Source organism: Streptomyces sp. FH025 (genome assembly GCF_017427025.1).
Taxonomy (GTDB): Bacteria; Actinomycetota; Actinomycetes; order Streptomycetales; family Streptomycetaceae; genus Kitasatospora.
In genome coordinates this window covers 1-21,049 of sequence record NZ_JAFLNG010000057.1, presented here as the reverse complement: position 1 = coordinate 21,049, position 21,049 = coordinate 1, and the positions used below count along the sequence as shown (strand labels likewise).

Annotated in this window: 17 protein-coding genes; 5 read left to right on the top strand and 12 right to left on the bottom strand. The window is 72.3% G+C overall.

All coding sequences use genetic code 11. The annotated features are described in order from the left end of the window. The coding region (locus tag J0670_RS06790; RefSeq protein WP_207810472.1) for a pitrilysin family protein at positions 1 to 1,272 on the bottom strand (1,272 nt) is incomplete at its 3' end. Positions 1,273 to 1,557: 285 nt separating this feature from the next. On the opposite strand from J0670_RS06790, the gene J0670_RS06785 reads away from it, so the two are divergent. Next, positions 1,558 to 4,008 carry a DNA topoisomerase (ATP-hydrolyzing) subunit A gene (locus J0670_RS06785; protein WP_207810471.1) on the top strand — a complete coding sequence of 817 codons (2,451 nt, stop codon included), beginning with the start codon at positions 1,558 to 1,560 and terminating at the stop codon, positions 4,006 to 4,008. A 154-nt stretch (positions 4,009 to 4,162) separates the two neighbouring features. Beyond that, on the top strand, positions 4,163 to 5,065 hold the full coding sequence (locus J0670_RS06780; protein WP_207810470.1) for a sucrase ferredoxin: 903 nt from the start codon (positions 4,163 to 4,165) through the stop codon (positions 5,063 to 5,065). Between the two features lie 65 nt (positions 5,066 to 5,130). On the opposite strand, the gene J0670_RS06775 is transcribed toward J0670_RS06780, so the two are convergent. The 3 genes from J0670_RS06775 to J0670_RS06765 form a co-directional block, all read right to left on the bottom strand. Continuing rightward, entirely contained in the window at positions 5,131 to 6,204 is a 1,074-nt protein-coding gene (locus tag J0670_RS06775; protein WP_207810469.1) for an ABC transporter substrate-binding protein, read from the bottom strand. Positions 6,205 to 6,289: 85 nt separating this feature from the next. Further along, entirely contained in the window at positions 6,290 to 7,135 is an 846-nt protein-coding gene (locus J0670_RS06770) for an ABC transporter permease (RefSeq protein ID WP_307806413.1), read from the bottom strand. A gap of 13 nt (positions 7,136 to 7,148) precedes the next feature. Beyond that, positions 7,149 to 7,958, bottom strand: coding sequence for an ABC transporter ATP-binding protein (locus J0670_RS06765; RefSeq protein ID WP_207810467.1), 810 nt, complete (start codon positions 7,956 to 7,958; stop codon positions 7,149 to 7,151). Positions 7,959 to 8,136: 178 nt separating this feature from the next. Here J0670_RS06765 and J0670_RS06760 point away from each other — a divergent pair, with 178 nt between their 5' ends. Then, positions 8,137 to 9,729: a sensor histidine kinase gene (locus tag J0670_RS06760; protein WP_207810466.1), complete on the top strand. Its 1,593-nt coding sequence runs from the start codon at positions 8,137 to 8,139 to the stop codon at positions 9,727 to 9,729. Continuing rightward, positions 9,729 to 10,415 carry a response regulator gene (locus tag J0670_RS06755; RefSeq protein WP_207810465.1) on the top strand — a complete coding sequence of 229 codons (687 nt, stop codon included), beginning with the start codon at positions 9,729 to 9,731 and terminating at the stop codon, positions 10,413 to 10,415. Before J0670_RS06760 ends, J0670_RS06755 begins: the two co-directional genes overlap by 1 nt. Positions 10,416 to 10,505: 90 nt before the next feature. Here J0670_RS06755 and J0670_RS06750 read toward each other — a convergent pair whose 3' ends face one another. The 6 genes from J0670_RS06750 to J0670_RS06725 all read right to left on the bottom strand — a co-directional run bounded on the left by J0670_RS06750 (position 10,506) and on the right by J0670_RS06725 (position 17,701). Then, entirely contained in the window at positions 10,506 to 12,107 is a 1,602-nt protein-coding gene (locus J0670_RS06750) for a cation acetate symporter (protein WP_207810464.1), read from the bottom strand. 40 nt (positions 12,108 to 12,147) lie between these two features. Continuing rightward, entirely contained in the window at positions 12,148 to 12,804 is a 657-nt protein-coding gene (locus J0670_RS06745; RefSeq protein ID WP_307806412.1) for a DUF485 domain-containing protein, read from the bottom strand. A gap of 128 nt (positions 12,805 to 12,932) precedes the next feature. Next, on the bottom strand, positions 12,933 to 13,646 hold the full coding sequence (locus tag J0670_RS06740; protein WP_207810463.1) for a response regulator transcription factor: 714 nt from the start codon (positions 13,644 to 13,646) through the stop codon (positions 12,933 to 12,935). Next, positions 13,643 to 14,803 (bottom strand): sensor histidine kinase, encoded by a 1,161-nt coding sequence (locus J0670_RS06735; protein WP_207810462.1) that lies wholly within the window; start codon positions 14,801 to 14,803, stop codon positions 13,643 to 13,645. The genes J0670_RS06740 and J0670_RS06735 overlap by 4 nt, the downstream gene beginning before the upstream one ends. 30 nt (positions 14,804 to 14,833) lie before the next feature. Continuing rightward, a complete protein-coding gene (locus J0670_RS06730) occupies positions 14,834 to 15,319 on the bottom strand; it encodes a CcdC protein domain-containing protein (RefSeq protein WP_207810461.1) in 486 nt (161 codons plus the stop codon). Between the two features lie 270 nt (positions 15,320 to 15,589). Continuing rightward, positions 15,590 to 17,701 carry a type IIA DNA topoisomerase subunit B gene (locus tag J0670_RS06725; protein ID WP_207810460.1) on the bottom strand — a complete coding sequence of 704 codons (2,112 nt, stop codon included), beginning with the start codon at positions 17,699 to 17,701 and terminating at the stop codon, positions 15,590 to 15,592. 547 nt (positions 17,702 to 18,248) lie between these two features. Between J0670_RS06725 and J0670_RS06720 the strand changes: the two genes are divergently transcribed. After that, positions 18,249 to 18,482, top strand: a complete 234-nt coding sequence (locus tag J0670_RS06720) for a hypothetical protein (RefSeq protein WP_207810459.1) — start codon at positions 18,249 to 18,251, stop codon at positions 18,480 to 18,482. Positions 18,483 to 18,700: 218 nt separating this feature from the next. Here J0670_RS06720 and J0670_RS06715 read toward each other — a convergent pair whose 3' ends face one another. Beyond that, positions 18,701 to 19,627 carry a trypsin-like serine protease gene (locus J0670_RS06715; RefSeq protein ID WP_243436623.1) on the bottom strand — a complete coding sequence of 309 codons (927 nt, stop codon included), beginning with the start codon at positions 19,625 to 19,627 and terminating at the stop codon, positions 18,701 to 18,703. Between the two features lie 162 nt (positions 19,628 to 19,789). Further along, positions 19,790 to 21,049 (bottom strand): RNA polymerase sigma factor (locus J0670_RS06710; RefSeq protein ID WP_243436621.1); only part of this gene is annotated, 1,260 nt, incomplete at its 5' end.

Genomic DNA, 21,049 nt, shown 5'->3' with positions numbered 1-21,049 from the left:
GAGGACGGCCCGGTTGTCGGGGTGGAGCCGGGCCTTGGCGACGGCCTGGACCTCTTCGGCGGTGACGTCGAGGACCTTGGGGAGGGCTTCGTTCAGCAGCTTGGGGTCGCCGAACAGGACGGCGTAGCGGCAGAGTTCGTCGGCGCGGCCGGCCACGGTGGTGAGCCGGTCGAGCCACTCGCGCTCGATCTGCGCCTGGGCCCGCTCCAGTTCCTCGGGGGTCGGGCCCTCGGCGGCGAAGCGGGCGAGCTCCTCGTCCACGGCGGCGTCGATCTGCTCGATGGTGGCGTCGCCGGAGGTCTTGACGTCGAGCCAGCCGAGGCTGGGGGCGCCGGCCAGGCGGAGCAGGCCGAAACCGGCCGCGACGGCGGTGCGGTCGCGGCGGACGAGCCGGTTGTAGAGGCGGCTGGACTCGCCGCTGCCGAGGATGGTGAGGGCGAGGTCGGCGGCGTCGGCCTCCCGGGTGCCGTCGTGCGGCAGCCGGTAGGCGGCCATCAGGGCGCGGGAGGGGACGTCCTCGTCGATCCGCTCGCGCAGCTCGCGGCCGATGGTCTCGGGCAGTTCGCCCGAGCGCGGGGGCTGCTTGCCGTCGTGGGCGGGGATGGAGCCGAAGTACTTCTCGACCCAGGCGATGGTCCGCTCGGGGTCGATGTCGCCGACGACGGACAGGACGGCGTTGTTGGGCGCGTAGTAGGTGCGGAAGAACGCGCGGGCGTCCTCCAGCGTGGCGGCGTCGAGGTCGGCCATCGAGCCGATCGGGGTGTGGTGGTACGGGTGGCCGTCGGGGAAGGAGAGCGCGGTGAGCTTCTCGAAGGCGGTGCCGTACGGGACGTTGTCGTAGCGCTGGCGGCGCTCGTTCTTGACGACGTCGCGCTGGTTCTCCATGGACGTCTCGTCGAGGGCGGCGAGCAGCGAGCCCATCCGGTCGGCCTCCAGCCAGAGGGCGAGCTCCAGCTGGTGGGCGGGCATGGTCTCGAAGTAGTTGGTGCGCTCGAAGCTCGTGGTGCCGTTGAGCGAGCCGCCGGCGCCCTGGACGAGTTCGAAGTGCCCGTTGTTGGACACGTTGGCGGAGCCCTGGAACATCAGGTGCTCGAAGAGGTGGGCGAGGCCGGTGCGGCCCTTGACCTCGTGCCGGGAGCCCACGTCGTACCAGAGGCAGACCGCTGCGACCGGGGTGAGGTGGTCCTCGGAGAGGACGACGCGCAGGCCGTTGGCCAGGCGGTGCTCGGTGATGGCGATGCCTCGGCTGGAGGCGGGGGCCGGGTTGGCCATGCGCTCGGGTCCTTCCCGTCGTCGATGTCGGGGTTCGTGTGGCGTCCCCCATTGTGGTGCAACGCGCGGGCGCCCCGGATGTGTCCGCGCGGACGGGGCGTTCGCCAGGGGCGGAAGAGGGCCGCTGACCGGGAGTGTCGGCGCGAGGGTCCACAATGGGGGCGCCGCGCCCTGTTGACCGCCTCCGGTTGACGGGACCGACGGCGGGGCGGCGAAGGCCGCCCGAACGAACGACACACGACCGACCGAGACACAGCCAGCGACACGTAAGGGAGCCCCGCCGCGATGGCCCGCCGCAGTTCGCAGACCCCGCCGCCCGGAGACTTCGAGGAGCGGATCCTCGACGTCGACGTCGTGGACGAGATGCAGGGCTCCTTCCTGGAGTACGCCTACTCGGTGATCTACTCGCGTGCGCTGCCCGACGCGCGGGACGGTCTGAAGCCGGTGCACCGCCGGATCCTGTACCAGGCCAACGAGATGGGCCTTCGCCCGGACCGCGCGCACGTGAAGTGCGCCCGGGTGGTGGGCGAGGTGATGGGCCGGCTGCACCCGCACGGCGACGCGTCGATCTACGACTCCGTGGTGCGCATGGCCCAGCCGTTCTCGATGCGGCTGCCGCTGATCGACGGGCACGGCAACTTCGGTTCGCTGGGCAACGACGACCCGCCGGCCGCGATGCGCTACACCGAGTCGCGGCTGACGGCCGCGTCGATGGCGATGGTGGAGTCGATCCACGAGGACACCGTCGACTTCGGCCCGAACTACGACGGCAGCGAGCAGGAGCCGCTGGCGCTGCCGGCCGCGTTCCCGAACCTGCTGGTGAACGGCGCGACGGGCATCGCCGTGGGCATGGCGACGAACATGCCGCCGCACAACCTGTCCGAGGTGGTGGCGGCGGCCCGGCACCTGATCAAGCACCCGAACGCGGACCTGGACACGCTGATGCGGTTCGTCCCCGGTCCGGACCTGCCGACGGGCGGGCGGATCGTGGGCCTGTCGGGGATCCGGGACGCGTACGAGTCGGGCCGCGGCACGTTCAAGATCCGGGCGACGACGACGGTGGAGTCGGTCACGGCGCGCCGCAAGGGCATCGTGGTCACCGAGCTGCCGTACAACGTCGGCCCGGAGAAGGTCATCTCCAAGATCAAGGACCTGGTCAACGCGAAGAAGCTGCAGGGCATCGCGGACGTCAAGGACCTGACCGACCGCGAGCACGGGCTGCGGCTGGTGATCGAGGTCAAGAACGGCTTCGTGCCGGAGGCGCTGCTGGAGCAGCTGTACAAGCTGACGCCGATGGAGGAGACCTTCGGCATCAACAACGTGGCGCTGGTGGACGGGCAGCCGCTGACGCTGGGGCTGAAGGAGCTGCTGGAGGTCTACGTCGACCACCGCTTCACCGTGGTGCGCCGACGCAGCGACTTCCGCCGGCGCAAGCGCGAGGAGCGGCTGCACCTGGTCGAGGGCCTGCTGGTGGCCCTGCTCGACATCGACGAGGTCATCGCGATCATCCGGTCGAGTGACAACGCCCAGCAGGCGAAGGAACGCCTGATGGAGCGCTTCTCGCTGTCGGAGACGCAGACGGCGTACATCCTGGACACCCCGCTGCGGCGGCTGACCCGGTTCGACCGCGTGGAGCTGGAGCAGGAGCAGGAGAAGCTCAACTCGGAGATCGCGGAGCTGACCGAGATCCTGGAGTCGGACGCCAAGCTGCGCAGCGTGGTCTCCTCCGAACTGGGCGCGGTGTCCAAGCAGTTCGGGACGGAGCGGCGCACGGTGCTGCTGGAGGCGGGGGCGGTGCCGTCGGCGGCGCTGTCGGTGCCGCTGGAGGTGGCGGACGATCCGTGCCGGGTGCTGCTGTCCTCGACGGGGCTGCTGGCGCGGACGGCGGACGGGGAGCCGTTCGAGCCGTCGGAGAAGCGGGCGAAGCACGATGTGATCGTGTCGGCGGTGCACGCGACGGCGCGGGCGGACGTGGGTGTGGTGACGTCGGCGGGCCGGGTGCTGCGGCTGCCGGTGATCGACCTGCCGGCGCTGCCGCCGATGCCGTCGCCGACGCTGGCGGGTGGTGCCGCGGTGGGCGAGTTCCTGCGGCTGGAGGCCGGCGAGCGGGTGCTGGGGCTGACCACGCTGGACGAGTCCTCGCCGGGGCTGGCGCTGGGCACGGTGCAGGGTGTGGTGAAGCGGGTGGTGCCGGAGTGGCCGGCGAACAAGGACGAGTTCGAGGTGATCGCCCTCAAGGAGGGTGACGAGCTGGTGGGCGCGGTCGAACTGCGCACCGGCGAGGAGGACTTGGTCTTCATCACCTCGGACGCCCAGCTGCTGCGCTACCCGGCGGGCCAGGTCCGTCCGCAGGGTCGCCCGGCGGGCGGCATGGCCGGCGTCAAGCTGTCGGACGGCGCCCGGGTGCTGTCGTTCACGGCGGTGGATCCGGCGGCGGACGCGGTGGTGGTCACGGTGGCGGCCGCCTCGGGCACCCTGTCCGGCGACGAGCAGACGTCCTGGAAGGTCACGCCGTTCGAGCAGTACCCGCGCAAGGGCCGGGCGACCGGCGGGGTGCGCTGCCAGCGCTTCCTGCGCGGCGAGGACGGCCTGGCCTTCGCCTGGGCCGGTGCCGCCCCCGCCCGTGCCGCCACGGCCAAGGGCGCCCCGGTCGACCTGCCGGAGCGCGACCCGCGCCGCGACGGCTCGGGCACCCCGGTGACCACGCCGGTCGCGGTGGTGGCCGGCCCGGCGTAGCGGCTTCCTTCGGAGGGCGGGGTGCCTGCGGGTGCCCCGCCCTCGGCCGTTCCCGGGCCGGTCTGTTCTCGCCCTCGGCCGTTCCCGGGCCGGTCCGTTCCGGCACTCGGCCGTTCCCGGGCCGGTCCGAACCGCCGGGGGTAGCCTTGCGCGGGTGAGCACCTGTGCGACCGTGTCGCGTGAACTTTCGGAGCCGCTGGCCGCGACCGCGGCGGTGGCGACCACCTGGCTGCTGGTGGAGCAGAACGGCCCGTGGGGCGCGAAGGCGCTGACCGAGAGCCACCTGGACGAGGCGACCGGGCGGGCCCTGGAGGCGGCCGCGGCGGGCACCGGGGTGCGGGTGGCGCTGATCCGCCGGCCCGGTCGGCACGCGGACTGCCTGCCGACCGCGCGGCACGAGGTGATCGTGGCGCACACGGTGCCGGGCCGCGGCTGGGTGCGCCGGGTGGAGGTGGCGGATCCGGCGGAGCTGCTCGAGCTGGACTTCGCGGCGCTGGGGGCCGGGGACCACACCGGACTCGGGGTGGAGCACGTCGGCGGCCCGGTGGCACTGGTGTGCACCAACGGCCGCCGGGACCGCTGCTGCGCGCTGCTGGGCCGTCCGCTCGCCGCGGAGCTGGCGGCGGCCGGGCACAGCGAGGTGTGGGAGGTGACGCACCTGGGCGGGCACCGCTTCTCCCCCACCATGCTGGTGCTGCCGTACGGCTACGCGTACGGGCGGCTGACGCCGGAGACCGCCAAGGAGGTACTGGCGGCGACGGCGGCCGGGCACATGGTGCCGGAGTGGTCGCGGGGCTGCTCGGGCTGGGACCGTCCGGGCCAGGCGGCCGAGCACGCGGTGCGGCTGGCGACCGGCGAGACCGCGGTGGACGTGCTGACGCTGGCACAGCGGCCGGACGGCGAGGGCCGCTGGCTGGTCGGCGTACTGCACCGGGACGGCCGGGCCTGGGAGGTGGACGTGATCGAGACGGTGAGCGAGCCGCCGCGTCCGGAGAGCTGCGGCAAGGCCGCCGGGACGCCGTCGCGGATGGACGCGCTCTCCGTGCGGGGCCTCTGAACACGGGACGTGCGGCGGCCCCGCGCCCGTGGGGGTGAGCGCGGGACCGTCGGGCTGCGGGGGCGTCAGCCGGCGGCCTTGCCGACGAACTCCGTGGTGTACGTCCGGGAGAGGTCGATCGTCCCCTCCTTGCCCTTGACGTCCGGGTGGAAGGCGGCGAGCACCGCGAGCACCGTCTTCGGGCCGTCGGCGGGCATCACCCCGTCCGTGGTGAACATCGGCAGGGTCGACTTGATCGCCGCCGCGTACTGCTCGGCGCCGCCCTGCGCGTAGTCCGCGGGCATCTGCGCGGCGATCTCCTCGGGGCTGTGGGTGGACATCCACTTGAGGGTCTTCACGAAGGCGTTGGCGAGCTTCTGGGTGGTGTCCCTGTTCTTCTCCACCCAGTCGGTGTTCATGTACAGCGCGGAGGACGGGTAGAGCCCGCCGAGCGCCTGGCGCGAGCCCTCGGGGGTGCGCATGTCGTAGAGGATCTTGCCGAGGCCCTTGTCGAGGACGTTGGCGACGGTCGGGTCGGTGGTCATCCCGGCGTCGATGCTGCCCTGCTGCAGCGCGGCGACGAAGGTCTGGCCGGCGCCGACCGCGATCGGGCTGAACTCGCTGACGGCGGTGCCGTTCTTGACCGCGAGGTACTTGGTGAGGAAGTCGGTCGAGGAGCCGACGCTGGTGACGCCGAGCTTCCTGCCCTTGAAGTCGGCGCCGGACCTGATGGCGTCGGCCTGCTTGGTGGAGACGAGTTCGACCTCTCCGGGTGCCTGGGCGAACTGCACCACGGACTCGACGTTCTTGCCCTTGGCCTGGAGGTCGATGGTGTGGTCGTAGAAGCCGACGGCGCCCTGGACGTCGCCGGCCAGCAGCGCGGTGGTGGCGTTGACGCCGGCCGGCTCGCTCATCAGCTCGACGTTGACGCCGGCGTCGGCGAAGTAGCCGAGCCGTTGGGTGAGCATCGCGGGCAGGTAGATGACCTTGTCCAGGCCGCCGACCATGATCTTGACCTTGGGCCCGTCGACCTGCCGGCCGGCCGGGGCGGCGGCGCCGTGGGTGGAGGTGGCGGCGTCGTTGGCGCACGCGGAGAGCGGGAGGAGCAGGGCGGCGGCGAGGGCGGCGGCAGCGACTCTGGGGGTCGAGTTCGGGCGCATGGGTGGGGGCCTCTCTGGCTTCTCTGGTACGGACTTCTCGGCTACGGGCTTCGGCTGCTGGCTTCGGCTCCGGGGGGGGAGGGGGTCAGCGGCCGTCGCCCGCGTCCGCGGGCTTCCAGCGGAAGAGCTTCTTCTCGGCGTAGGTCAGCAGCCCCTCGGTCAGCAACGCGACCACGGCGAGGATGGTCATGGCGGCGTACACGCCGGCCGCGTTGAAGGTGCCCTGGGCGGCGGCGACCAGCAGGCCGAGGCCCTTGGTGGCACCGATGTACTCGCCGACGATCGCGCCGATCAGCGCGAAGCCGAAGCTGACGTGCAGGCTGGTGAAGATCCAGGTGGTGGCGGCGGGGATGACCACCTGGAGGGTGACCTTGCGGTTGTCGGCGCCGAGGATGCGGGCGTTGGCGACGAGGTTGCGGTCCACCTCGCGGGCGCCCTGGAAGGCGTTGAAGAACACCGGGAAGAACACCAGGACCACCGCGGAGGCGACCTTGGAGGCCGGGCCGAGGCCGAACCAGATCAGGAAGATCGGGGCGAGCACGATTCGGGGGATGGCGTTGAGCACCTTGATGTACGGCCCGAACACATCGGCCAGGAAGCGGATCCGGCCCAGCGCGATGCCCAGCAGCACACCGCCGATCACGCCGATCACCCAGCCGCTGAGCGCCTCGTACAGGGTGTAGCCGATCTGCTCGCCGAGCGAGCCCTGCGCGGTGCCGTGGGTGATCCACTGCCAGATCTGGTCCCAGATCCTCAACGGCTGCGAGAAGTTGAACGGATCGATGACGTCCGTGCGGGCGCACACCTCCCACAGCCCGAGGAAGGCGACCAGCACTCCGGCCCGGGCCGCGTAGACGCCCAACCTGCGGTTGCGGGCGGCCCGTTCGCGGGCCTCGGTCCTCGTCGTGACGACCGGGGCTCTTCCGGCCACGGTCCCTGCGGTCTCAAGCGGCACGACCCGCTCCTCTCTCCCGGGTGATGCGCACCTCTTCGCCGAGCGAGGCCCAGATCTCGCGGTACAGCTCGACGAACCTCGGTTCCAGCCGGACGGCCTCCACGGTGCGCGGTCGTGGCAGGTCGACGGTGAAGATCTCCTTGACGGTGGCGGGCCCGGCGGTCATCACGACGACCCGGTCGGCGAGCGCGATGGCCTCGTCCAGGTCGTGGGTGACGAACACCACCGAGGAGCCCGTTCCCGCCCACAGCTCCAGCAGCTGGTCGGACATCAGGGCGCGGGTCTGCACGTCCAGCGCCGAGAACGGCTCGTCCATCAGCAGGATCGACGGGTCGTTGACGAAGGTCTGGGCGAGTGCGACGCGCTTGCGCATGCCGCCGGACAGCTGGTGCGGGTAGCGGTCCTCGAACGCGGCCAGGCCGACCCTTCCCAGCCAGTCCCGGGCCCGGTCCCTGGCCTCGACGGTGGGCACGCCGCGGAAGCGCGGCCCGGCCATCACGTTGGACAGGACGGTGCGCCAGGGGAAGACGGCGTCCTGCTGGAAGACGAACCCGACCTTCGGGTCGATCCCGCGCACGGGCTCGCCGTACACCCGGACCTCGCCCTCGGTGGGCTCCTCCAGACCGCTGACCAGGGTCAGCGTGGTGGACTTGCCGCAGCCGGTGGGCCCGACGACGGCGACGAACTCGCCCTGGGCGACGGTCAGATCGAGATCGCGGACGGCGGTGTGCAGCGCCCCCGACGGGGTGCGGAAGCGTTTGGTCGCGCCGGTCAGCTCGATCGCCGGGGTGTCAGTCATGCAATCCTCCCGGGTCAGTGCTTGCCCCAGGAAGGTAGGAGCGGGCCCCGCCCCGGCGGGAGCCTTCTTCGCGTAGTGCGACTTCTCCGCATTGAGGGGTGTTCTGCTCCTTTTGCTTCCGCTACAACTGCGGGGACGAAGAGCCACCCTCCCCGCACCCCACCGAGAGGAGGCCCGGATGAAGCTCCCCCGCTGGCCCCGCCGGGTCTTCGCCCAGCTGCTGCTGAGCCAGACCGTCGTCACCGTCGGCGTCACCGCCGTCACCGCCGGACTGTTCCTGGCCCCGGTCAGCAGCGAGCTGGACCACGACGCGATGCAGCGGGCGCTGTCCATCGCCCAGGCCACCGCCACCGACGAGTCGATCGCCCGGGCCGCCGACATCCGCGACGTGGTGACCGCTCAGCGCAACGCCGAGCAGATCCGCCTGGCCACCGGCGCCAGCTTCGTCGTGGTCACCGACCTGGACGGGATCCGCCTCTCCCACACCGACCCGGGCCGGATCGGCCACCGGGTCAGCACCGACCCCGAACCGGCCCTCAACGGCCGCAGCGTCACCGCCATCCAGGAGGGCACCCTGGGCCGCACCGCCCGCGGCAAGGTCCCGCTGCGCGCGGCGGACGGCCGGATCGTCGGCGAGGTGTCGGTCGGCATCAGCGACGACTCGATCCGCCGCCGCCTGCTGAAGATGCTCACCGGCATCCTGCTGTGCGCCGGTGCCGGCCTGGCCGCCGGAACGGTGGCCACCCTCGCCCTGGCCCGTCGGCTCAAGCGCCGCACCCACAACATCGCGCTGGCCGACATCTCCGCGCTGCTGGTCGAACGCGAGGCGATGCTGCACGGCATCCGCGAGGGCATGGTCGCCCTCGACGAGCGCGGCCGCATCCGGCTGGCCAACGACGAGGCGATCCGGCTGCTCGGCCTGCCCGAGGACCGCACCGGCCGCCCGATCGACGAGGTGCTGCCCCCGGGCCGGCTGGCCGACGTGCTCACCGGGCGGATCACCGGCGCCGACCTGCCCGCCGTCCGGGACGACCGGGTGCTGGTGGTGAACCGGATGACCACCGCCGAGGGCGGTGCGGTGGTGACGCTGCGCGACCGCACCGAGCTGGAGTCCCTGGTCCGCGAGCTGGACACCACCCGCAGCCTGACCGAGGCGCTGCGCGCCCAGGACCACGAGCACGCCAACCGGATGCACACCCTGCTCGGCCTGCTCGAACTCGGCCGCCACGAACAGGCGGTGGCCTTCATCTCCGAGCAGTCCGGCTCGCACGCCGTGGTCGCCGCCGGGATCGCCGAACGGGTACGGGACCCGCACGTCGCCGCCCTGCTGGCGGGCAAGACGGCCGTGGCCGGCGAACGTGGGGTGCGGTTGGCGCTCGCCCCGGCGGCGCACCTGCCGGACACCGTGGTGGACACCCGGGCGCTGGTGACGGTGCTCGGCAACCTGATCGACAACGCGGTGGACGCGTTGGCGCCCGGCGGGGGCGGCGTGGAGGTGAGCCTGGCCGCGGCCGGCTCCACCCTGCTGCTGCAGGTCGCGGACAGCGGCCCGGGCGTACCGGAGGAGCTGCGCGAGCAGGTCTTCGAGGAGGGGTGGACCAGCAAGGACGCGCCCGCGCACCGCCCGCGCGGGCTGGGCCTGGCGATGGTGCGGCGGCTGGTCGAACGGACCGGCGGCCGGATCGTGCTCGACACCGGCCCGCTCGGCGGCGCCCGGTTCACCGTCGAGCTGCCCGAGGCCCTGCTCACCGCTCAGCTCGTGGAGGCGTGATGATCGACGTACTCGTGGTGGACGACGACTTCCGGGTCGCGGACGTGCACGCCGCGTACGTGGCCAAGGTGCCGGGCTTCCGGGTGACGGGCACCGCGCACTCGGCCGGGGAGGCGCTGGCCGCGCTGGAACGCCGCCCGGTGGACCTGCTGCTGCTCGACCACCACCTGCCGGACGAGACCGGCCTCGCCCTGGTCCGCCGGCTGCGGGAGCGTCAGGTGGCCTGCGACGTGATGATGGTGACCGCCGCCCGGGACGTCTCCACCGTGCACGCCGCGATGCAGCACGGCGCGTTGCAGTACCTGGTCAAGCCGTTCACCTTCGCCGGGCTGCGGGAGAAGCTGGTCTCGTACGCGCAGCTGCGGCACGCGCTGTCCGCACCGGCCCGGGAGGCCGGCCAGGACGAGGTGGACCGGCTGTTCGCGACCCTGCGCAGCGTCTCCGCCCCGGCCGGGTCCCTGCCCAAGGGGCACTCGGCGCCCACCACCGACCTGGTGCTGGGCGTGCTGCGCCGGGCCGGCCGGCCGCTGTCCGCCCAGGAGGTCGCCGACGCCACCGGGCTGAGCCGGTCGACCGCCCAGCGCTACCTCAAGCAGCTGGAGCGGGACAGCCGGCTGCGGCTGACCCTGCGCTACGGCGACACCGGTCGCCCGGAGCACCGCTACGGACTGGCCGCCCGGGCCTGACCGGCCGGCGGGCCCGGGGCCGGACAGGGGGGAACCCCGGCGGCCCCAGGCCCGCCGGGGTTCCCCGGGACGCGACGCTCGGACAGAGCCCTAGGCCGCGCCCGCACCGGTGAGGGCGCGCACCTCCAGCTCGGCGAAGCGGTCCGGGTCGGCCGGCTCGGTCGAGATGAGGGTCCCGATCCAGCCGGCCAGGAAGCCGAGCGGGATGGAGATGATGCCGGGGTTCTCCAGCGGGAACCAGTGGAAGTCGATGGCGGGGAACAGCGCTTCCTTGGAACCGGAGACCACGGGCGAGAAGAACACCAGGGTGATCGCCGGGATCAGCCCGCCGTACACCGACCAGACCGCGCCGCGCGCGGTGAACCGCGACCAGAACAGGCTGTACAGCAGCACCGGCAGGTTCGAGGAGGCCGCCACCGCGAAGGCCAGACCGACCAGGAAGGCGACGTTCAGCTGCTGGGCGAACAGGCTGATCACGATCGCGGCCGCGCCGATCCCGGCGGCGGCGAACCGGGCGACCACCACCTCCTGCTGCTCACTGGGCCGCTCCATGATCCGGCCCCGGCGGGTGCGCGGACGGCCGCGCCAGGCACCGGCCCAGATGTCGTGGGCGAAGGCCGCCGAGGAGGCCAGGGTCAGCCCGGCGACCACGGCCAGGATGGTGGCGAAGGCGATCGCCGAGATCAGCGCGAACAGCACCGCCCCGCCGGTGCTGCCGTTGCCGCCGCCCAGCACCAGGGCGAGCAGCGGAACGGCGGTGTTCCCGGCCGAGTTGGCGTGCCGCACCTCGGCCGAGCCGACCAGCGCGGTGGCGCCGAGCCCGAGCACGATGGCCATCAGGTAGAAGCCGCCGACCAGCCCGATCGCCCACATCGTGGAGCGGCGGGCGGCCCGCGCGGTGGGCACGGTGTAGAAGCGGGACAGGATGTGCGGCAGGCCGGCGGTGCCCAGCACCAGGGCCAGGCCCAGGCTGAAGAAGTCCAGCCGACTGGTGAGCGTGGCACCGTACTTGAGGCCGGGTTCGAGGTAGCGGGCCCCGGCGCCGCTGTGGTCGGCGGCCTGGCGCATCAGCTCGAAGACGTCGCCGTGGAAGCGGACCAGCAGCAGCACGGTGAGCAGCACCGAGCCGGCGGTCAGCAGGAAGGCCTTGACGATCTGGATCCAGGTGGTGGCCCGCATCCCGCCGATCGTGACGTAGACGATCATCAGGGCGCCGACCGCGACGATGGTCCAGGTCCGGGCGTGCGGGCTGCCGGTGCCGAGCAGCAGGGCCACCAGCGAACCGGCGCCGACCATCTGGGCGACCAGGTAGAGCAGGGTCACCATGACGCTGGCGCCGCCGGCCGCCGCGCGCACCTTGCGGTGGCGCAGCCGCAGTGCGAGCACGTCGGCGAGGGTGTACCGCCCGGCGTTGCGGACGAGTTCGGCGACCAGCATCAGTACGACCAGCCAGGCGACCAGGAAGCCGATGCTGTAGAGCACGCCGTCGTAGCCGTACAGCGCGATCAGCCCGGCGACGCCGAGGAAGGAGGCGGCGGACAGGTAGTCGCCGGAGAGGGCGAAGCCGTTCTGCAGCGGGGTGAAGTCGCGGCCGCCGGCGTAGAAGTCCTCGGCGGCGTTGCCCTGGCGGCCGACCCAGAGGGTGATGCCGAGGGTCACCACGACGACGACGGCGAACAGCGCGATCGCCATGTCGTGGTGGTCAGCACGGTGGTCATGGTCGTCAAGGTGGTCATCGGAGCTGGTCCTGGGTGTCCCAGCGCAGGCCGAGGGCCGCGCGGTCGCGCTTGGTCCGGGCGTTGCGGGCGTAGAGCCAGGCGAGCAGGAAGGTGGAGGCGAACTGCAGCAGGCCGAGCAGCCAGGCCACGTTGATCGGCCCGGCCACCTCGCTGCGCATCGCGACGGGGGCGGCGGCCTGGGCGGCCACGTAGACCAGGAACCAGCAGAGGAAGGCACAGCTGGTCGGGAGGACGAACGCCCGGTAGCTGCGGCGGATCTCCTGGAAGGCCGCGCTGGCCTGGACGGCCCGGTAGACCTCGGTGCTGTCGGGGGCGGGCGGCTCGTACGCGGCGACGGGCCCGGGCTCCGGCTCGTCGGCGGGCTCCGGCTCCGGCGCGAAGGCCGAGTCGGGCTCGAAGGCCGAATCGGGGGCGAAGGCCGAGTCGTGGGCGAACGCCTGGTCGGGCACGAAGGCCCGATCGGGGGCGAACACCTGATCGGGGTCGACGGCCGTCGGCCGGTCGGGGGCGGTACGGGCGGCCGTCGGCTGGGCCAGTACCGCCGTCCGGATCGGCTCGGCGGCCGACTCGGAGGCGGTGGCGGCGGCCGGAACGGCCCACCAGTCGAATCGCTGCCCCTGATCGGGACTGCTCGTCTGCTGCTGTGGCACTGCTGCTCCTGGACCGGGGCGGGGCGTTCTGTCCCGAACCATCATGGAGGCCGCCGGAGACCGCCTCTGACCATTGCAGATACCTTCACTCGATGAGGTGATCGATCATCAGACGGACACTCATCCGACTACTGCTGCGTACCGGTGATTCCGTGTCGGAAGGCGTACGCGACGGCTTGCGCCCGGTCGCGCACCGCGGTCTTGGCGAACAGGTTGTTGATGTGGGTCTTCACGGTGGCCTGGCTGACGAACAGCCGCTGGGCGATCTCGGCGTTGGACAGTCCCTCGGCGATCAGCGCGAGCACCTCGGCCTCCCGCGCGGTCAACCCGTCCGGCAGTTCACCGGGGCGGGCCGCGGACGGCTCGACGGGCGGCACGGACGGCCCGACGGGCGGCACGGGCCGGGTACCGTGCTCCGAAAGCCGTTCCAGCAAGCGGAGTTGGACCTGCGGAGAGAGGCCGGCCGCGCCCGCGCGGACGTCCGCGATGGCCTTGGCGATCTCCTCGCCGCCGGCGTCCTTGGTGAGGTAGCCGCGTGCGCCGGCCTGCAGTGCCGGGAAGAGCGAGTCGTCGTCGGCGTAGGTGGTGAGCACGACCACCTCGGTCCGCGGGTGCGCGGCCCGGATCCGCCGGGTCGCCTCGACGCCGTCCACCCGCGGCATCCGCAGGTCCATCAGCACCACGTCCGGGTGGTGGCGCTCCACCAGGGCGACGGCCTCCTCCCCGTCCGCCGCCGCGCCGACCACCTCGATGCCGGGCAGCAACCCCAGCAGCATCACGATGCCCTCGCGCACCACCGTCTGGTCGTCCGCCACCAGCACCCTGGTGACCACTCCGGTCATGCCGGCAACCTCAGCACCACGCGCCATCCTCCGTCCTCCGGGCCCGCCAGCAGGGTGCCGCCGAGCAGTTCCGCGCGTTCGCGCATCCCCAGCAGACCGTACCCGCTGCCGCTGTCGGCCAACTCCCCGGAGGACTCCCCGCGCGGCGCCCGGGTGTTGCGCACCGCCAGCTCCACCGCGCCGTCCAGGTAGCGCAGTTCGACGGAGCAGCGGGCACCCGGCGCGTGCTTGCGGACGTTGGTGACCGCCTCCTGCGCGGTGCGGCGCACCGCGAGGGCGGCCTCGGCGGCGAGCGGCCGGGGCGTGCCGGTGACGGTGAGGACGGCCCGTTCGCGCTCGGTCAGCTCCACCAGGAACTCGCCGACCGGGGTCAGTTCCCCGCGCAGCGCGGACAGCGCCTGCCGGGTCTCGGCCAGCCCGTCCTGGGCCATCCGCCGGGCGGCGACGACCCGTTCGCGGATCTGGCCGCGGTCGGTCCCGGCGTCCAGCATCAGCCGGGCCGCCTCCAGGTGGACCAGCTGCGCGGAGAGGCTGTGCGCGAGCACGTCGTGGATCTCCCGGGCGATCCTGGCCCGTTCGGCGAGTGCCGCGCTCTCCGCCTCGGCTGCCCGGGCTGCGCGCTCCTGGGCGAGCAGCCGGCGGGAGGTGCCGCGCGCCTCGATGTCCAGCCGCAGCAGGAAGCCGATCAGGACGGAACCGCCGATGGTGGCCGCGACGCTGAGCCAGCTCGCGGGGGAGGCCGCCGTGTACGAGCCCAGCGCGGCCGCCGCGGTGAGCAGCGCGGGCGCGGGCGGGAGCCGGACCAGAGCCGTGACGGCCAGCCCGATCCAGAGGAAGTCGGCCAGCGTGTAGGCCAGCCCCCAGTTCGCCGCCCAGGCGCCGCCGACCAGGGTGGCGGCCACCAGGTAGGAGGCCGCCGGGCGCTGCTCCCGGGTGACCCGCAGGTACACCGCGCAGAGTGCGACGGCCGCGACCAGTCCGGCCGCCGCGACCGCCGCCGCCCAACCGGTGTACTTGCCGTCGGCGAAGGTCCCCCAGGTGACGACGGCCAGCAGGACGGTCCGGCCGAACACGGTGAGGACCCGCCGCGGCCGGCTCTCGGCCTCGCGCTCCAGCCCCTCCCGGGACGGCCAGCGGGTCCAGTACCACCCGGCCACGGGTGCCTCCTCGGTCCTCACGGCGGCGGATCAGTGCAGTCGGGCGGTCGCCTGCGCGTGTTCCAGCGCCCGGGCCCTCCAGTTCACCACGAGCGAGCGGACCAGCAGCAGGACCGCCATGCCGAGCAGCAGCGAGCTGCCCGCCTGGTGGACGTGCAGGGCCGAGCCGATCGCGTACAGGCCGATCCGGATGGCGATCATCCCGCCCCAGGCGGCCACGGTGGCCTTGGTGCCCTTCAGCAGGACGGAGCCGTCGGCGGCCCTCCAGATCCGTACGGTCCAGCCCCAGACGGTGCCCATCCCGAGCACGGCGACCAGACCGGCGGCCAGCAGTGCGGTGGAGACGGCGGCGTGCTCGTGGTCGATGAGCTGCGGGTCGCGCAGCGCGAGCACGCCCAGGATCAGCGGCAGCAGCCAGAAGCGGCGCTCGGTGTCCAGGCGCTGGACGCGCATCTGGCGCTGGACCACCAGGACCACCACCACGGCGATCACGAGGAGGTTGGCTACGGCACTCATCGGAGGTCCTCCGTCCCGAGGAGAGGCTTGTCGCTGACCTCTCCGACGCTACGGATCCGGCGTCCTCGGCTGATCGGAGCCGGGGTGGACCGCGGGTGGAACCGACGGCACGAGGGCCCTCCACCCGTGGGTGGAGGGCCCTCGCCGCGTTCGGGCGCGTCAGGCGCGTTCGGGCGCGTCAGGCGCGCTCGGGTGCGTGCAGGCGCCACGGACGCCCCAGGCGCCTCGGACGTGTCAGACGCCACGGACGCCCCAGACGCCTCGGACGCGTCAGGCGTCGATGCGCGAGCGGTCCAGGGTGGCCGCCGAGTCCACGATGAACTCCTTGCGCGGGGCGACGTCGTTGCCCATCAGCAGGTCGAAGATCTTCTCGGCCTGCTCCAGGTCGCCCAGGTTGATCCGGCGCAGCGTGCGGTGGCGCGGGTCCATGGTGGTCTCGGCCAGCTGGTCGGCGTCCATCTCGCCCAGACCCTTGTAGCGCTGCACCGGCTCCTTCCAGCGCTGGTTCTTGCGCTGGAACTCCAGCAGGGTGGAGCGCAGTTCGGCGTCGGAGTAGGTGTAGTGGTACTTCTCCTGGCCGCGCTTGGGGTTGGTGAGCTCGATCCGGTGCAGCGGCGGCACGGCGGCGAAGACCCGGCCCTGCTCGACCATCGGCCGCATGTAGCGGTGGAAGAGGGTCAGCAGCAGGGTGCGGATGTGCGAGCCGTCGACGTCGGCGTCGGCCATGAAGATGACCCGGCCGTAGCGGGCCTGGTCGATGTCGAAGGTCCGGCCGGAGCCGGCTCCTATCACCTGGATGATCGCGGCGCACTCGGCGTTCTTGAGCATGTCGCTCACCGAGGCCTTCTGCACGTTGAGGATCTTGCCGCGGATCGGCAGCAGCGCCTGGAACTCGGAGTTGCGGGCGAGCTTGGCGGTGCCGAGCGCGGAGTCCCCCTCGACGATGAACAGTTCGCTGCGGTCCACGTCGTCGCTGCGGCAGTCGGCCAGCTTGGCGGGCAGCGAACTGGTCTCCAGCGCGGTCTTGCGGCGCTGGGCCTCCTTGTGCTGGCGGGCCGCGACCCGGGTGCGGGCGGCCGCGACGACCTTCTCCAGCACCGCCCTGGCCTGCTGCTTCTGGTCCTTCTTGGCCGAGGTGAGGAAGGCCTTGAGCTCCTTGGCGACCACGGCGGCGACGATCCGGTTGGCCGCCGAGGTGCCGAGCACCTCCTTGGTCTGGCCCTCGAACTGCGGCTCGGCGAGCCGGACGGTGACCACCGCGGTGAGGCCCTCGGTGGCGTCGTCCTTGGTGATGTCGTCCTCGGCGACGCGCAGCAGCTTGCTGGAGCGCAGCACCTCGTTGACGGTCTTGGCCAGCGAGCGCTCGAAGCCGGTGACGTGGGTGCCGCCCTTGGGGGTGGCGATGATGTTGACGAAGGAGCGCAGGGTGGTGTCGTATCCGGTGCCCCAGCGCAGCGCGATGTCCACCCCGAGGTGGCGGGTGACCTCGGTGGGGGTCATGTGGCCGAGGTCGTCCAGGACCGGCACGGTCTCCTTGAAGGTGCCCTCGCCGCGCAGCCGCAGCACGTCGCTGACCGGCTTGTCGGGGGCCAGGAACTCGCAGAACTCGGCGATGCCGCCGTCGTAGTGGAAGACCGACTCCTCGATCTGCTCGCTCTCGGTGAGCCGTTCGTCACGCACGACGATGGTCAGGCCGGGAACGAGGAAGGCGGTCTGCCGGGCGCGGTTGTGCAGGTTCTCCAGGGAGAGCCGGGCGTCCTTGAGGAAGATCTGCCGGTCGGCCCAGTAGCGGATCCGGGTGCCGGTGCGGGTCTTCGGCACTTTGCGGGTCCTGGTCAGGCCGTTGGCGGGCTCGAAGGGCGCGTCCGGGGTCGCCTCGGTGAAGATGCCGGGGGTTCCGCGGCGGAAGCTGATCGCGTGGGTGTGGCCGCCGCGGTCGACCTCGACGTCCAGCCGGGCGGAGAGCGCGTTGACCACCGAGGCGCCGACGCCGTGCAGACCGCCGGAGGCCGCGTAGGAGCCGCCGCCGAACTTGCCGCCGGCGTGCAGCTTGGTCATCACGACCTCGACGCCGGACAGCCCGGTCTTGGGCTCGACGTCGACCGGGATGCCGCGCCCGTTGTCGCGGACCTCGACCGAGGAGTCGGGGTGCAGCAGGACCTCGATGCGGTCGCAGTGGCCGCCCAGCGCCTCGTCGACGGAGTTGTCGATGATCTCCCAGAGGCAGTGCATCAGGCCGCGGCTGTCGGTGGAGCCGATGTACATGCCGGGGCGCTTGCGGACCGCCTCCAGGCCCTCCAGGACGAGCAGGTGCCGCGCGGTGTAGTTGGAACCGTCGTCGCCGGCCAGCAGCGCGGACGGCACGGTCGTTTCGGCACTCACGCGGCACTCTCCTCGGTGAAGTTCGGTGAAGTTCTGTCTCATCGGTCACATCCGGACGCATCCGGACCAACCGCCAGTGCAGCACGCCGCACCGACAGTCGTCGCCCTGCGTGCCCGCACCCCTGCGCCGGGTGCACAGCACGAAGGGACGGCCCCGCGCGGCTTGTACGCGCTGCGCGAACAAGGACCGCCCCCGCGAACGGGCTCCGGGGCGCCATCTCCTCCCGGTACCACCGGTCCTGGCGGATCGTGGGGCCCGGCGCAGGCTCCGGAACTGCCGTTATGCAGGCTACCGGGGCGCGGGACGGGGCTTATGCTCCAACCCGGCAGAGGATTATGCTACGCGGACCTCGAGCCCGGTCCCGATCGGGCGTTCGAGCGATGGGCGGATCCCGGGATTCGGCACGCATGAACCACCGGCGCCCGGGGCACGTCCTCATCGACACAGCAGAATCCTCAGAGAAGAAAAGCCACGAGCGGGAACGTTTTCGGCCTGGTTGGATGTTGACCCTGGTACGACAGCTCGTCGAGCTAGAGAAGAGGCGACGTGACTACTGTTCTGACCCCTGCGAGCCCGCTCACCGCGGCTGACCGCTGCGACCGCTGCGGCGCCCAGGCCTACCTGCGCGTCGTACTCGCGAGCGGCGGAGAGCTGCTCTTCTGTGCCCACCACGGCCGGAAGTTCGAGCCCGAGCTCAAGAAGATCGCCGTGGAGATACAGGACGAGAGCGGCCGTCTCACCAGCACCACCACCACCACGGCCGCCGACGACGAGCGCTGATCACAGGCGCCACCACCAGCAGCCAGCGTCGAGCTGTGTCCGGCCGCGCACCGCGCGCGACCGGGTGAGCCGGGTGGTCGACCCCCTCGGGGGCCGGCCACCCGGCTCCGCTGTTCTCCGGACTGTTCTCCGGACGGTTCCTCCGCGTTCGCCGACTCCGGGCCCACCCGGCCCGACGATCCGTCAGAACGTGACCGTCCGCTCACCTGGAGCGACGCTCACAGTACCGAGCGCACCGCGTCCGTGACCGAGGACACCCGGGTGTAGACGCCGGGGTGGCCCGCCTCGGCGCAGCCCGTCCCCCAGGACACCAGGCCGGCCAGCCGTCCACCGACGATCAGCGGGCCGCCGCTGTCGCCCTGGCAGGCGTCCTTGCCGCCCTTCTCCTGCCCCGCACACACCATGCCCCGGGCGTCGAACCTGCCCTCCGGCCCGCCCGGGTAGGCGTGCGCACAGGTCTGGTCCGAGACGATCGGCACGTCCACCCTGCGAAGCAGCGGCGAGTAGTCGCCCCGCCCGGTGGTGTCGCCCCAGCCGTACACCTGCGCCGTGGTCCCGGGCACGTACGGCTCGGTCTCGCCCTGGCCGACCAGCTCGACCACCGGCCGGGAGCCCTGGGAGTCGGCGAGGGTGAGCACCGCGACGTCGTTCATGTTCGCGGCGAAGTCGTACTCGGGGTGGACCCAGACCGACCTGACCGCCACCTCGCGGCCGGCCGAGCCACGCATGTCGTCCCGGCCGACGACCACCTTGAGGCCCGGCCGGTCCACCCGGCCCCTGCCCTCGTCGTAGAAGCAGTGCGCGGCCGTCACCACCTTGGTCGGGGTGACGAGCGCTCCCCCGCAGAACTGGCCGGAGCGGCCGACGCCGAACTGCTGGCGGCTGGACAGCGCCACGATCCACGGGTGCTCGGCGGTCCGGGCGGTGGTGCCGCCGACCACCCGGCGCTGCGCCTCGGCCGGACCGGCCGTGCCGAGGGCTGCCAGCGGGACGGGTACGGCGGCGAGCAGCGCCAGCAGGGCGGCGCCTCGGCGGCGGCCCGACCGGGCCGCGGTCGGGTCGTCCCGGAGCGGGGCGGGGGTCGGCAGGTCAACGCGGTCCGGGTCGGTCAGCACCGTGACTCCAGTCGGCTCGGTGGCGGGCAACCGGCACAGCGTAGGTGACCGACTACACCACGTGGCCGCTCCCCGGCGCGCCACCACCCGGAAGAGCGACAAGCACCACCCGGACGCTGACCGCCCGTACCCGAACAGCCCGGAGGCCCGGAACCGTTGCGGTTCCGGGCCTCCGACGCGTACTGCGGTCGATCAGTCCAGGTAGTCGCGCAGCACCTGGGAACGCGACGGGTGGCGCAGCTTCGACATGGTCTTCGACTCGATCTGGCGGATGCGCTCACGGGTGACCCCGTACACCTTGCCGATCTCGTCGAGCGTCTTCGGCTGGCCGTCGGTCAGACCGAAGCGCATCGAGACCACGCCGGCCTCGCGCTCGGACAGGGTGTCCAGCACCGAGTGCAGCTGCTCCTGGAGCAGGGTGAAGGAGACCGCGTCGGCCGGGACGACCGCCTCGGAGTCCTCGATCAGGTCACCGAACTCGCTGTCGCCGTCCTCGCCCAGCGGGGTGTGCAGCGAGATCGGCTCGCGGCCGTACTTCTGGACCTCGATGACCTTCTCGGGGGTCATGTCGAGTTCCTTGGCCAGCTCCTCCGGAGTGGGCTCGCGGCCCAGGTCCTGGAGCATCTGGCGCTGGACGCGGGCCAGCTTGTTGATGACCTCGACCATGTGCACCGGGATGCGGATGGTGCGGGCCTGGTCGGCCATGGCGCGGGTGATCGCCTGGCGGATCCACCAGGTCGCGTAGGTGGAGAACTTGTAGCCCTTGGTGTAGTCGAACTTCTCGACCGCACGGATCAGACCGAGGTTGCCCTCCTGGATCAGGTCCAGGAAGAGCATGCCGCGACCGGTGTAGCGCTTGGCCAGCGAGACCACCAGTCGGAGGTTGGCCTCCAGCAGGTGGTTCTTGGCCCGGCGGCCGTCCTCGGCGATGATCTCCAGCTCGCGCTTGAGCTTCGGGGCGAGCTTGTCGGCGGCCGAGAGCTTGTCCTCGGCGAACAGGCCGGCCTCGATGCGCTTGGCGAGCTCGACCTCCTGCTCGGCGTTGAGCAGCGGGACCTTGCCGATCTGCTTCAGGTAGTCCTTGACCGGGTCGGCGGTGGCGCCGGCGACGGCGACCTGCTGGGCCGGCGCGTCGTCCTCGTCGTCGTCGGAGAGGACGAAGCCCTCCGACTCCTCCTCCGGAGCGGTGCCCTCGGCCTCGGCCTTGTCGCCCGGCAGCGCGACGTCCTCGAGCAGCTCCTCGTCGCCGAGCAGCTCCTCGTCGCCGCCCTTGGCGGCCTTGGCGGAGGTGGTCTTCTTCGCGGCGGTCTTCTTGGCCGGCGCGGCGGTCTTCTTGGCGGCGGCCTTCTTGGCCGGGGCCGCCTTCTTCGCCGGAGCCGCCTTCGCCTCGGCGACGACGGCGCCCGTCCCCTCGACGGTGATCTCGGCGGAGACGATGGGGGCCGGGGCCGC